Source organism: Halopseudomonas litoralis, from assembly GCF_900105005.1.
GTDB classification, from domain to species: domain Bacteria; phylum Pseudomonadota; class Gammaproteobacteria; order Pseudomonadales; family Pseudomonadaceae; genus Halopseudomonas; species Halopseudomonas litoralis.
Genome location: NZ_LT629748.1, coordinates 1164471 through 1177959, shown reverse-complemented (window position 1 = coordinate 1177959; position 13489 = coordinate 1164471). Strand labels below are relative to the sequence as shown.

Here is a 13489-nt window from a genome sequence, read left to right as displayed (position 1 = left end):
CCGACACTCAATAAACCGGTAACTCCACCGCCTCGAACAGCGCCTCGATCTCCTGACGGTTCTGGCACATCAGCACTTCCTCGATTCGCTCGCGCGTCAGGTGGGGCGCGAAAGCCTCGATAAAGTCATACATGAAGCCGCGCAGGAAGGTGCCTCGACGAAAGCCCAGATGGGTCACGCTGGACTCGAACAGATGACTGGCATCGATGACCACCAGATCGTCATCGATTTTCGGGTCAACAGCCATTTTCGCCACAATACCGACACCCAGCCCCAGTCGCACATAGGTCTTGATCACGTCCGCATCAGCCGCAGTGAATACCACCTTGGGCGAGAGGCCTTGATGACTGAATGCATCGTCCAGCTTGGAGCGTCCGGTAAAGCCGAATATGTAGGTCACCAGCGGCTGCTCGCTGAGAGTCTCCAGGGTCAGCTTGCCGACCTCAGCCAAGGGATGCCCCTTGGGCACAATCACGCAGCGGTTCCAGCGGTAGCACGGCATCATCACCAGCTCGTTGAACAGCTCCATCCCTTCGGTGGCGATGGCGAAGTCGGCGGTGCCGTTGACGGCCATTTCACTGATCTGAGTCGGCGTGCCCTGATGCATGTTCAGGGAGACGTCAGGGTAGCTCTGCATGAAACGACTGATCACCGGCGGCAAGGCATAGCGTGCCTGGGTATGGGTGGTTGACAGCGTCAACACGCCCTTGCGCTCATGACTGAATTCCTGGGCTATCTGCTTGATGCTCTCGCATTTGCGCAGAATTTCGCCCGCAGTCTCAATGATCTTCTCCCCTGCCGGCGTGATGCGCGTCAGGTGCTTGCCGCTGCGGGAAAACACTTCCACTCCCAACTCGTCTTCCAGCAAACGAATCTGTTTGCTGATGCCCGGCTGGGAGGTATAGAGGCTTTGCGCTGTCGCCGACACGTTCAGATCATGGTGCGCCACTTCCCAGATATAGCGCAGCTGCTGCAGTTTCATGAAGACTGTCCCCCTCTTGGATCAAGCGAAGCATCATGAACCCTTTATAACCAGATTCATAGATACATGACTCAGGTTAGACCAGAATATCCACCAGCAAGATCCAAAATGGGAATCAGTCCCACCGCCTGTCGGTTAGTCTGCAGATGCGGAGTAGCCCGCTTCAATGAATTGCAACATCTGCAGCAGTGCCTCGGTCTTGGGCATGCTGCATCCCGCGACGGCAGCCAGCTTCAATGCCTCGCCATAGAGACTGTCGAGTTCCATCGGACGTTTATGCAACCAGTCGTGATACATGCTTGGCAGATAGTCGGGCATACGCTGGGTACCTACCAGCAGTTTCTCTGCCAGCAACTCAGGCATGCTGTGGCCGCAAGCCTCTGCCGCGTCCACTACTTCCTGCATCAATTCGCCGACCAACTGGCGGCTTGCCGCATTATCGAGCAGCGTCTGAGTACCGGCATTGAGGATGACCGAGACACCGTTGAATGGCGCATTCCATACCAACTTCTGCCAGCGGGCTCCATCCAGGTTGCCCTTTTCCCGCGCCTTCAGGCCCGCGTCACGGAACATTTCTGCACCCAGCGCAATCATTTCCTGTTGCTGCTGCTCATCGGCCGGGCCGGAATGGTAGGCCAGGTCGATCATGCCGTTGTCCTGATGCACTACCACGCCGGGCGCCTTGCGATACAGACAGACGTAGCACAGCCCGCCGATCAGATGCAGTTCGGGCGGCAAAAGCTGGCGCAGCTGCTGTTCGTTATTCAATCCGTTCTGCAGCAATATAACCCGAGCCCCCGGTGCGGCCGCCTTGGCGATGATGGGTGCGAGAGTCTCGTTGGTAGTCGACTTCGCGCCAACCAGCAGCCAATCGCAGGGTGGCATGTCGGCGACGTCGGCATAGGCCTGCACCGGCTTGAGATTGAGCTCGCCATGCACGCGGCTGTCCACGGTAATACCATGTTCACGGACGGCCGGATATTCGCTGCGCAGTAGAAAATGCACATCGTGGCCCGCACGAGCCAACATCAATCCGTAGAACCCGCCAATGGCGCCCGTGCCGATGACGCCGATACGTGGTTTTGCCTTTTGCATGCTTACCTCTTGTTTGAACGATGCGCGAAAATGCTGTCCATGTTAATCGCTGCGGACCCGCGGCAACAGTCGGCAAAGTGACAAAGCCACGCGCAATGATGCAACCGACTGCAAACCTTGCCATTCACAAGGTCAATCAGGGCCGATAGCGAGCCGACAGGGTAGCCGTAGCCGCCATGCATGCTTTAAGCTGTCGGCCACTATTCAGAGGCCGACCGGTTGGTGGCCGAAAGACTCGCTGGGAAAGAAGATGGCCGACTTACCTATTAATGATCTGAACGTCGCTTCCAACGAAGTGATGATTACCCCTGCCCAACTCAAGGCCAGGATACCGATGAGCGACGCTGCGCAAGCCACCATAGTGGAAAGCCGCCAGGTCATTCGCGACATTCTGGATGGCAAGGATCACCGCCTGTTCATCGTTATCGGGCCCTGCTCCATTCATGATGTGGAAGCAGCCAAGGATTATGCCCGCCGCCTGAAAGCATTGGCAGAGGAAGTCGGCGACACCCTGTATCTGGTGATGCGCGTGTATTTCGAGAAGCCGCGCACCACCGTTGGCTGGAAAGGCCTGATCAACGATCCCTACTTGGACGACAGCTTCAAGATCGAGGATGGGCTGCATATCGGCCGTCAGTTGCTGTGCGACCTGACCGATATGGGCCTGCCCACCGCCACCGAGGCGCTGGACCCGATTTCGCCACAGTACCTGCAGGACCTGATTTCCTGGTCAGCGATTGGCGCGCGCACCACCGAATCCCAGACTCACCGTGAACTGGCCTCCGGTCTGTCCTCGGCAGTCGGTTTCAAGAACGGTACCGATGGCAACCTTGGCGTCGCCATCAACGCGCTGCAATCAACCGCCAGTCCGCACCGTTTCATGGGTATCAACCACGAAGGCCAGGTATCCATCGTCACCACCCGCGGCAACCGGTACGGTCATGTGGTATTGCGGGGCGGCAATGGCAAGCCCAACTATGACTCGGTCAGCGTGGCCCTGTGTGAAAAGGAACTGGAAAAATCCGGGATCACTCCGAACATCATGATCGACTGCAGCCACGCCAACTCCAACAAGGATCCGGCGCTGCAACCGCTGGTGATGGATAACGTCGCCAACCAGATTGCTGAAGGCAACACCTCGATTGTCGGCTTGATGGTCGAAAGCCACATCGGCTGGGGCAGCCAGGCCATCAACAAGGACCTGTCGCAGTTGGAATACGGCGTATCCATCACCGATGCCTGCATCGATTGGGATACCACTGTTCAGGCGGTGCGCAGCATGCACGCGAAGATCAAGGATGTATTGCCGGCGCGCAAGCGCGGCCAGTAGGCTCACAGGCAACATTAAAAAACCCGCTTCTGCGGGTTTTTTAATGTCAGCTCGTATCAGTTGGGCGATTGCTGTCGCTGCATGTACTGTTCGACGTAAGAGCATGACGGAATCACCGTGTAGCCCTGTTCCTCGGCATATTTCAGTGCCTCGACGGTCAGTTGCTCCGCCAGCCCCTGGCCTCGCAGGGCATCAGGCACGTAGGTTCGATAGATATCCATGGTCTGCTTGCCCAGATCCATATAGGCAAGATAGGCACGCCCGCCTTCAGCGGAAATATAGAACTGCTTGCCTTCGGTGTCGTGCTGGACCGGAGCATCAGCGGTCATGACGGTCTCCTTCTGACGCATCGAGAAATGACTGAACAATTGACCTGCGACAGCGCGGAAAGATTCCATCGCTGCCGCTGCCCGTCACGCCGGCGGCGTAACCCCCACCCCCAACGCCATCAGCAGCGCGATGGACAACAGGCAGGCTATCACCGGGACGGCCACGGTAACAACAAACATGTCCTTGTAGGCTTCCTTGTGTGACAACCCCATGATCATGAAGGTGGCGATCACCGCACCGCAGTGTGGCAGCGAATCCAGACCACCTGCCGCGATCGCCGCGATACGGTGGAGGATTTCCGGCTGAATACCCATTTCCAGATAACTGGGTGCAAGCGTCTGCATGAATATCTGCAGTCCGCCCGACGAGGAACCGACGATCGCCGACAGGGTGCTGACTGAGGTGAACACCGACAGCAACGGCGGCATCTCGACGCCGAGTATCCACTGCGCAAACTCACCAAAACCGGCCGTCTGAGTCACCACCCCACCAAACCCGATCACCGCGGCGGTATTCAGCAGCGGCATGATCGAATCTTCAGCACCCTGGCCGAATACCTGACCCAGCTTGCGACGAGCGCTGGTGAACAGCACACCGCAGGACAGAGCACCGATCACCAGCGCAATACTCGGCCAGATGATGGGTTGAGCTGCGCTGAAGCGCAGAATAGCTGCAAACAGACCTTCTGTTTCGGACCAATCCGCCATACCCAGGATCAACCGCGGCAACATGATCACGCCCAGCACCAGCAACAAAGGCACCAGCGCCAGCCCCCAGGGCGGCGCATCGTTGGGATCGCCGATCAGCTGTTCCATGCGCAGATCCTGGGCGTTTTCCACAAAGCCTTCGCCAGTGGCCCGGGCCAGTCGCCATTCGCGCTCGACGTACCACATACCCAACCCGGCCATGATCGCCGCGGCAAACAGACCGATCCAGCCACCGGCGAACAGATCGGTCCCTAGAGAGCTGGCGGAAATCACGTTATGGATGGAAGGCGTACCCGGCAAGGCGGTCATGGTGAATGTGCCGGCTCCCACCGAAGTCGCCGCGCACCAAATACGTTTGGGCAGATTGGCCTCGCGCATCAATGTGATACCCAGCGGATACATGGTGAAGACCACCACGAAGACCACCACACCACCATAGGTCAGCAAGGCGCAGACCACCATCCCGACCAGCAAGGTGTGCTTTACACCCAGCCCGCGGGTGATCGCCACAGCAATACTCTTGGCCGCCTGGCTGGTGGCCATGGCCTTACCGAAAATGGCCCCACAGAGGAACAACAGAAAGAACTTACCGGCGAAAGTGAAGGCGCCCAGCGGGCCGAAGGGGTAATGCTCAAGCAGCGCGGCGGGCAGCAGAATGCCATTGGGAATGGCCACCACCAAAGCGCAGATAATCGAAGCCAGAAAAATGTTCACACCCCGCAAGGCAAATCCGATCAACAGAATAAGCCCGGCAAACAACCCGATGTACCCCAGCATAGAATGCAATTCCTTTTTGTACTTATCAGTAAATACGGTAACCCAGACGCTCTGTGGGAACAAAGCGTGACGTTGCTCAGTCAATGTGCTGAATGTCGACAAAGACTTGCTGGTTATGACGTCCGTCAATCACCATTCGTCGGGAGAACTGCTAATATGAACCCGTCGGCAAAACGACACTACTGCTAAACGAAGGGGTATCACATGAACATTGCACTGAAACTTTCGGCGTTGTCTCTGGCAGGCCTGCTGATCGCCGGCTGTAGCAGCAATCAGTACCAGGAAGAGACGAGCACTCGCCTGTCCGCCAACGAGAATGCAGCGGCCCGCGCGCAGTCCACCGCTGACGAAGCAAACCGCAAGGCTGATGAAGCCCTGGCCGCTGCACAACGCGCCCAGCAAACGGCTGACGAAGCAAACGAGCGTGCCCTGCGCATGCTCGAAAAGGCCAGCCGCAAGTAAGCCGGCCGCCTTGGTGCGAAGGCGCGCGACAATCATCGCGATGCCTTCGCAGCCTGCTTCAGAGTGAGCCGTAAGGCTCGCCAATCACCGCTGGAATGCCGTCTTCGGCATACACCATGTCGCGTATGGACTGCCAATCCAGACGGTACCCCGCCACCAGCTCACTGCGCGCCTGCAGCAGTTCCTGAATCGCCGCCTGTTTGTCCAGCGACGAGGGGAACCCATGTTCATCCAGCGGCGTGTGCACTTCCAGATACAGCTTGTTTGCATACACGCCGAGTTTGTAGGGCTGATTGACAATAGTCACCGCGGTACCCACCGGCACCTGGGGGAAGAGTTCGGTCACATCCTGATTGTTCATGCGAAAGCAACCATGACTGACGCGCATGCCGATACCGAACAGCTTATTGGTGCCGTGGATCACATAGCCGCTCATCGCCAGATTCATCTTGAACGGTCCCATGGGGTTGTCCGGCCCGGGCGGTACCACCGCCGGCAACGGGTCCCCCGCAGCGGCATGTTCCTCACGGATCGATTGCGGCGGGTACCAGGAGGGGTTGGCTTCCTTGCGCGCGACGCGGGTCTCGCCTATCGGCGATGACCAGCCTTCACGACCGATACCCACGGGCCAGGTACTGACCGAGCCGCCATCCGCCGGGTAATGATAAAGACGGTACTCCGGCAGGTTGATGACGATGCCGCTGCGCGGCGTATCGGGCAGAATATGCTGCCCGGGCATGCGGATCGAGGTACCCGCCCCGGGCAACCAAGGGTCTACACCGGGGTTGGCCGCCTGCATTTCGAGGAAGCCGAAGCCATGTGCTTCACCCAGATCGGCAAAAGTGTCCTCGAACACCGCGTCCAGGGTATACACCGCTCCAATTACCTGCTGATCGACCGAGTCCAGCGCATGGTCCGCTGCCATCACCGCAGCACCCAGACTCGCTGACAACATGCCGACCACCATCTTGCCCGACAGGTATCTCATGACTCAGCCCCCGGCTGGTGCATATAGATCGAATTGTTGCGCCATGGCCGGCAAAGCTGCACCTCGACGCGTCGCCGCACGCCGACCGTTACCCCGAAGTGACTGTGCCGTGTCCCGACAATGCGGGCACAGATTCTTCAGCAACTGCCGGGTCAACTCCTGATAGACCGGTTTGGCAGGCAATAGATCACCGCACAGAGATCGTTCCAACGGTGCATCCAGCCGCAAATTGATATCAACCAGATGGTGATGCCACGGGTCTCCCACAAACAGGTCCTGCTGCTCATCCTGTTCGACTACACACCATCGCCTGGCAATCCACGACATCGTCACCCAAACCGCTCCTCACACCGAATAAATGCCATCACTGCCTGAGCCACTGCTTGATGGACGGCCAGGCATTATCCAGCAAAATCGGCTGGGCTGCAGCTGTTGGATGCACGCCATCGCTCTGCATCAAGCCTTGCACCCCACCCACGCCTTTCAGAAAAAAGGGCACCAGCGGAACATCATGCTCATCGGCAACCTCAGCGAACACTTTTTCAAAAGCATCCGAGTAACGCGGACCGTAATTCGGCGGGATGCGCATACCCAATAGAATGACGTCGGCACCGGCGTTTCTGGCCAGCGTGACCATGGCAGAAAGATTCTGTTGCATATTCCCGGTCGGCAGTGCTCGCAGGCCATCATTGCCGCCCAGCTCGATCATCACCAGCGCCGGCTCCACCTGCTCCAACAGCGCGGGCAGCCGGGCCAGGCCACCCGCCGTGGTGTCGCCGCTCACCGAGGCATTGACCACCTCGTGGGGCTGATTTTCATCAGCCAAGCGCTGCTCCAGCAGCCTTACCCAGCCCTGTTCGATTTCCAGCCCGAAAGCGGCACTGATACTATCGCCGACCAGCAGAATATTCTGCGCCGATGCGGGCATCGCCAGCAGGCACAACAGAATGGACGCAGCGTATTTCTTCCAGACACTCATCAAGGCCGATACCCATGTCAGACAGCGTTATCATTGCCCGCCACCTTAGCAAAGTCGTCGATGCCCCGGAAGCCACGCTGACCATCCTCGACGATGTCAGTCTGAGCATTGCGCGCGGCAGCAGTGTGGCCATTGTCGGCGCGTCCGGCTCGGGCAAATCTACCCTGTTGAGTCTGCTGGCCGGCCTCGATCTGCCCAGCAGCGGCGAGGTCATTCTCGCCGGCGAATCGCTCAGTGCACTGGATGAAGATCAACGCGCCGCCCTGCGCGCCGAACATGTCGGCTTTGTATTCCAGTCATTCCAGCTGCTGGATAGCCTGAACGCCCTGGAAAACGTTATGCTGCCTCTGGAGCTTGATGGTCGTCGGGACGCGGCGGTGCGGGCCCGGCAATTACTGGAGCGCGTTGGTCTGAATCAGCGCACCAGCCATTATCCCCGGCAGCTGTCGGGTGGCGAACAACAGCGTGTCGCCATCGCCCGGGCCTTCGCCAGCGAACCGGCTATCCTGTTTGCTGATGAGCCGACCGGCAACCTCGACGCGGTTACCGGGGCACGCATCACCGACCTGCTGTTCGAGCTCAACCGCGAACAGGGCACCACACTGGTGATGGTCACACATGATGAGCGCCTGGCGCAGCGCTGTGAGAGCGCCCTGCATATCGAAGCCGGACGCATCAGGGAAGACCAGCCATGATCGGCCGCGACCTGCCTCTGGCCTCGCGCCTGCTGCTGCGTGAATGGCGCGCCGGCGAACTGCGGATCATGCTGCTGGCGCTGGTGATTGCGGTACTGGTCAGCACTGCCATCAGCTTCTTCACCGATCGCCTGCAACGCGGCATGGCAACGCGCGCCGCGGAGTTTCTCGGCGCTGACATGCGCATCTCATCGCGCGAGCCACTGCCTGCAGAACTCCTCCAGGAAGCTATCAGAAGCAACCTGCAACATACTGATATCGTTAATTTCTCCAGCGTCACCTCAAGCGGATCCGAGATGCAGTTGAGCAGCATCAAAGCGGTTGGCGCCGGCTATCCGTTGCGCGGCGAGGTACGCACCAGCCAGCAGGCATTCGGCGCGGAGCAGGTTGCCAGCGGCATTCCCGACAGCGGTACGGTGTGGATCGAACCGCGTTTGCTCAATGTGCTCGGACTGGAGGTCGGCGATCAACTGGAAATTGGTTATGCCCAGCTGCAGATTGCCGCCCTGCTGACCCACGAACCGGATCGCGCCGGCGATTTCTACAGCCTCACCCCGCGCGTATTGATGAACCTTGATGATCTGCCCGCCACCCGCGTGGTGCAACCCGGCAGCCGGGTACGCTACCGACTGCTGGTCAGCGGTGCCGAAGCGGACCTGCAGAACTACCGCCAATGGCTGGAGCCGCGCCTGGGAGACCACCAACGCCTGACCTCGGTCGCCGATGATAACCGGCAGATCGGCAGTGCATTGGAGCGCGCCAACCAGTTCCTCGGGCTGGCCAGTATCGCCGCCGTCGTCTTGGCCGGGGTGGCCGTGGCCCTGTCCGCCAGCCGCTTTGCCAGTCGCCACTACGACACCAGCGCCCTGCTGCGCTGCCTGGGAGCCAGCCGGGGGCGCACCCTGCGGCTGTTTCTCATTCAGCTGCTGGGGCTGGGCATTCTTGCTACGGTGATCGGCCTGCTGCTCGGCTGGCTCATGCAATGGGGGCTGGTGCACCTGCTACGCGAGCTACTACCGCCAGACTTGCCGCCGGCCGGTATCAAGCCATTACTGGTCGGCTCGGCCACCGGCCTGATCGGTTTGCTCGGCTTTGCCCTGCCGCCGCTGCTGCGTCTGGGTCGGGTATCGCCCTTGCGCGTGCTGCGTCGGGAGCTGACGCCACTGCCGGGGAGTGCCTGGGTTATCTACGGTCTGGCATTGAGTGGGCTCAGTCTGTTGATGTGGCAATTCACCGGCAATCTGCCGATGACCCTGGCGGTGATCTTCGGCGGCGCGCTGGCGGCTCTGCTGCTCGGGAGTCTCGCCTGGCTGCTGTTGCAGGCCAGCGGCAAGCGCCTGCGCAATGCCGGACTGGCCTGGCGCCTGGGCAGCGGCCAGTTGCTGAAACAGCCGACAGCCGCCGCCGGCCAGATTCTCGCCTTCGGCTTGATCCTGATGTCCATGGTGGTGATCTTCATTCTGCGTACCGAGTTGCTGGATACCTGGCAAGCGCAGCTGCCAGACGATGCCCCGAATCACTTCGCCCTGAATATCCTGCCCGCGGAAGAACCTGCGTTCCGCCAGGCATTGGCTGATATTGGCGCCCGCAGCGCTCCGCTGTACCCGGTCACGCAGGGCCGTCTGACCGCCATCAATGGCGAAGCCGTACGCGAACATGTCACCAAGGACAGTCCCGGCGAGCGCGCCATCAACCGCGACCTGAGCCTGACCTGGGCGGCCGACCTGCCCGCGGACAATCAGCTGCGGGAAGGTCAATGGTGGGAGGAGCTTCCCGCCAGCGAAAGCCATCGGGTATCGGTGGAAGCGGAACTGGCCGACAGCCTCGGCGTCAGTCTGGGCGACCAACTGAGCTTCATCATCAGCGGCGCAACACTGGAAGCCGAGGTCAGCAGCATACGTGAGGTCAACTGGGACAACTTCACGCCCAACTTCTACATGGTGTTTTCACCCGGCGCCCTGGATGGCAAACCCAGCACCCTGCTCACCAGCTTCAATCTACCTGCAGATCAGCGCGAGGGCCTGCGCGAGCTGACCCGCGCTTTTCCCGCCATGACGCTGCTGGAAGTCGAAGCCATACTGGAGCAGCTGCGCGATATTCTCGACCAGGTCACCCTGGCGGTGGAATATGTGCTGGTGTTCGTGCTGCTGGCCGGGTTCACCGTGTTGTTCGCCTCGCTACAATCCACACTGGACAGCCGACTTTACGAAGGTGCATTGCTGCGTACCCTGGGTGCCCGTCGAGACCTTCTGCGCAAGGCCAACCGTCTGGAGTTCAGCCTGCTCGGCGCCCTGGCGGGCCTGCTGGCCATCGTCGCGGCCGAACTCATCACCTGGCTACTGTACCGCTTCGCCCTGAACCTGGACTGGCAACCGCACTATCTGCTCTGGCTACTGGTACCCATCGGCGGCGCCCTGCTGATCGGCATCGCCGGCGCCCTGGGCACCCGCGCCGTGGTCAACCAGAGCCCCATGCAACTGATCAATCGAGGTGGGTGACGACAGGCGAAGCTTGTTGTGGCTGGTAGGGCACAGGTTGGTCAGTAGGGTTGTGCTGACACGCTGCAAGTACATCCCTGTAAGCTCGCGGTCAGCACAACCCTACTGACCAGCCTGTTCCGCATATCAGTTGTATGGCTGATGGTTTTCAAACCCTCAGCCACCCCATGTCCATACCTTGGCGCCGTGAGTGGCCTGACTGCGACCGTTTGATGCCATGGATGGCATCAATGAGCTTACAGGGATGTACTTGCAGCGTGTCGCAGACAGGCCACTCACCGCGCCAAGGCCACTCGGAGCAGGACGCGAGTTATGGCGCCGGCTCAGTCCTTCTCATACTCAATCGAATTGATATACCAAAGCGTGGTTCCCGCGTCGGTTGTCACTTCCGCCTCGTCATCGACCTGCTTTTTCAACAGTGCCCTGGCCATGGGTGAGTCGATGGAGATGTAATCCTTGCGGTTGAAGATTTCGTCATAACCGACGATCCGAAACCGCAGACGTTTTTCCTCTTCGTTCTCGATTTCGACCCAGGCACCAAAGAACACCTTGCCTTCCTGCTCAGACCGATAATCGACAACCTTGAGGTACTCCAGACACTTGCGCAGATACCGCACCCGGCGATCAATCTCACGCAGACGCTTCTTGTTGTATTGATAATCGGCGTTCTCACTGCGATCACCCAAGCTGGCCGCCCAGCTAACTTTCCTCGTCGTTTCCGGGCGTTCGACCCGCCAGAGTTCATCCAGCTCCTTGCGCAAACCTTCATAGCCCTGGCGCGTGATCAGCGGTGTCTTCAATTCCGGCTCCTTGTGTATCAACCGCCCTTACATCAGCGCGATTGTTTGCTATATATAATTCAATGCAGTAATTCTGCAGCAATGAGCGTATACTACGCGATCTTCAATCCCCCAAGGTTTACTCCAAGTATGTCCGATACCGCTCCGGCGGCACCGCAGTTTGCCGATCTCGGCTTGCCTGCACCGCTTCTTGAGGCTCTGAACAGCCTCGGCTACGAAACACCCTCCCCTATCCAGGCCGAGGCTATTCCGACTCTTTTGGCCGGCGACGACCTGCTGGGCCTTGCTCAGACCGGCACCGGCAAGACCGCGGCCTTTGCACTGCCCGTACTGGCAGGCATCGACGTCAGCATCCGCGCAACTCAGGCGCTGATCCTCACGCCTACCCGCGAACTCGCTCTGCAAGTGGCTGAAGCCCTGCAGCGTTACGCGCAGAACATGCGCGGCTTTTCCGTGTTGGCGCTGTACGGCGGCTCCCCCTTCGCTCCGCAGTTCAAAGCGCTTGAGCGAGGCGCCCATGTCGTCGTGGCTACACCAGGCCGCCTGACTGACCACATGCGTCGCGGCAGCATCAAGTTCGAGAACATGCGCTTCCTGGTACTCGACGAAGCCGACGAAATGCTCAAGATGGGTTTTGCCGACGACCTCGACGCCGTATTCGAGAAAGTGCCGGAAAACACCCAGAAGGCCCTGTTCTCCGCCACCATGCCGACAGGCGTGCGCACCGTTGCCCGCAAGCACATGCGTGAGCCGAAGGAAATCCGCCTGCACAGCGGCAAGAGCAGCAGCCTGGACACCATTACCCAGAAAGTCTGGGAAGTGGCCAACCACCACAAACTGGATGCCATGACCCGCCTGCTCGAAGTCGAGCCAGTCGAAGCCATGATCGTGTTTGTGCGCACCAAGACTGCCAGTCTGGAGCTGTCCGAGCGCCTGGAAGCCCGTGGCTTTGCCGCCGCAGCGCTGAACGGTGACCTCAGCCAGCAACTGCGTGAACAGGTGGTTGACCGCCTCAAACGTGGCCTGTTGGATATCGTCGTCGCTACCGACGTGGCCGCCCGGGGTCTGGACGTGGAGCGTATTTCCCACGTACTCAATTACGATCTGCCCCACGACAGCGAATCCTATGTGCACCGCATCGGTCGTACTGGCCGTGCCGGTCGCTCCGGTACCGCCATCCTGTTTGTCACGCCGCGTGAACGTCGCATGCTGGGCATGCTGGAAAAGGCCACCGGTCAGAAGATCGAACAGCAGGCTCTACCGACCGCCGATGCGGTACGCAGTGGTCGCCTGAGCAAGCTGGGTACGCGCCTGCAGAAAGCTGCGGAAACCACTGGCTCACTGCACCAGCAACTGGTTGACGACCTGCTGCAGCTGACCAACATGGAACCGCTGGAACTGGCTGCCAGCCTGCTGGCAATCCTGCCCGGGGCCAAGACCCTGGTCGAGCCGGTAGCTGATCTGCCCGTTGCGCCACCGCGCCGTGAAATGGACGATGAGCGCGACAGCGGCCTGGTCCGCTACAAAGTGCAGGGCGGTCGCTCCAACGGTCTGATGCCCAAGCCGCTGGTTGATGCGCTGGTCAAGCACGGCGGTCTGCGCCGTCAGCAGATCGGTCACATCAAGATGTTCACCGAGCATACCGGTGTCTACCTGCCGCAGATGGATCAGTCCGTCCTCGGCAAGCTGGCCGGCATCGAGGTCAACGGTGTAGCTCTGCAGATCCGCGAATGGCCGCTGCCGCCCGGTGAAACCGAGCGTCCACGCAGCCCCCGTCCGCCGCGCAAGGATTTTGCCGGTAAACCCCGCGCAGCCAAGCCGCCACGGCGCAGCTGAGCGGGCGCCC

The 13489-nt window shown here is 59.9% G+C and carries 13 protein-coding genes; 5 read left to right on the top strand and 8 right to left on the bottom strand.

Features of this window, described 5'->3' with window-relative positions:
• Positions 1-7 precede the first annotated feature (7 nt).
• Together cysB and BLU11_RS05775 are read right to left on the bottom strand one after the other, a co-directional pair.
• A complete protein-coding gene (gene cysB / locus BLU11_RS05780) occupies positions 8-982 on the bottom strand; it encodes an HTH-type transcriptional regulator CysB (protein WP_090272474.1) in 975 nt (324 codons plus the stop codon).
• Between the two features lie 135 nt (positions 983-1117).
• On the bottom strand, positions 1118-2077 hold the full coding sequence (locus BLU11_RS05775) for a putative 2-dehydropantoate 2-reductase (protein ID WP_090272473.1): 960 nt from the start codon (positions 2075-2077) through the stop codon (positions 1118-1120).
• A gap of 250 nt (positions 2078-2327) precedes the next feature.
• Here BLU11_RS05775 and BLU11_RS05770 point away from each other — a divergent pair, with 250 nt between their 5' ends.
• The gene (locus BLU11_RS05770; protein ID WP_090272472.1) at positions 2328-3407 is read left to right on the top strand and encodes a 3-deoxy-7-phosphoheptulonate synthase; all 1080 of its coding nucleotides are present in this window, start codon (positions 2328-2330) and stop codon (positions 3405-3407) included.
• A gap of 56 nt (positions 3408-3463) precedes the next feature.
• Here the strand turns inward: BLU11_RS05770 and BLU11_RS05765 are convergent, their stop codons facing one another.
• A complete protein-coding gene (locus tag BLU11_RS05765; RefSeq protein ID WP_090272471.1) occupies positions 3464-3736 on the bottom strand; it encodes a GNAT family N-acetyltransferase in 273 nt (90 codons plus the stop codon).
• 84 nt (positions 3737-3820) lie between these two features.
• Complete coding sequence (locus BLU11_RS05760; protein ID WP_090272470.1) at positions 3821-5221, bottom strand: GntP family permease; 1401 nt, start codon at positions 5219-5221, stop codon at positions 3821-3823.
• 204 nt (positions 5222-5425) lie between these two features.
• Here BLU11_RS05760 and BLU11_RS05755 point away from each other — a divergent pair, with 204 nt between their 5' ends.
• On the top strand, positions 5426-5683 hold the full coding sequence (locus BLU11_RS05755; protein ID WP_090272469.1) for an Lpp/OprI family alanine-zipper lipoprotein: 258 nt from the start codon (positions 5426-5428) through the stop codon (positions 5681-5683).
• Positions 5684-5741: 58 nt separating this feature from the next.
• Here BLU11_RS05755 and BLU11_RS05750 read toward each other — a convergent pair whose 3' ends face one another.
• Genes BLU11_RS05750 through BLU11_RS05740 form a run of 3 tightly spaced genes read right to left on the bottom strand, consistent with a single transcriptional unit; the run spans position 5742 to position 7650 of the window.
• Positions 5742-6671 carry a L,D-transpeptidase family protein gene (locus BLU11_RS05750; protein WP_090272468.1) on the bottom strand — a complete coding sequence of 310 codons (930 nt, stop codon included), beginning with the start codon at positions 6669-6671 and terminating at the stop codon, positions 5742-5744.
• 3 nt (positions 6672-6674) lie between these two features.
• Positions 6675-6998: a hypothetical protein gene (locus BLU11_RS05745; protein WP_090272467.1), complete on the bottom strand. Its 324-nt coding sequence runs from the start codon at positions 6996-6998 to the stop codon at positions 6675-6677.
• Positions 6999-7035: 37 nt separating this feature from the next.
• A complete protein-coding gene (locus tag BLU11_RS05740; RefSeq protein ID WP_090272466.1) occupies positions 7036-7650 on the bottom strand; it encodes an arylesterase in 615 nt (204 codons plus the stop codon).
• Between the two features lie 14 nt (positions 7651-7664).
• On the opposite strand from BLU11_RS05740, the gene BLU11_RS05735 reads away from it, so the two are divergent.
• Complete coding sequence (locus BLU11_RS05735; protein WP_090272465.1) at positions 7665-8345, top strand: ABC transporter ATP-binding protein; 681 nt, start codon at positions 7665-7667, stop codon at positions 8343-8345.
• Positions 8342-10843: an ABC transporter permease gene (locus tag BLU11_RS05730; RefSeq protein ID WP_090272464.1), complete on the top strand. Its 2502-nt coding sequence runs from the start codon at positions 8342-8344 to the stop codon at positions 10841-10843. Before BLU11_RS05735 ends, BLU11_RS05730 begins: the two co-directional genes overlap by 4 nt.
• 323 nt (positions 10844-11166) lie before the next feature.
• Here the strand turns inward: BLU11_RS05730 and greB are convergent, their stop codons facing one another.
• Positions 11167-11643, bottom strand: coding sequence for a transcription elongation factor GreB (gene greB, locus BLU11_RS05725; RefSeq protein ID WP_090272463.1), 477 nt, complete (start codon positions 11641-11643; stop codon positions 11167-11169).
• Between the two features lie 129 nt (positions 11644-11772).
• Between greB and BLU11_RS05720 the strand changes: the two genes are divergently transcribed.
• Entirely contained in the window at positions 11773-13479 is a 1707-nt protein-coding gene (locus BLU11_RS05720; RefSeq protein ID WP_090272462.1) for a DEAD/DEAH box helicase, read from the top strand.
• Positions 13480-13489 lie beyond the last annotated feature (10 nt).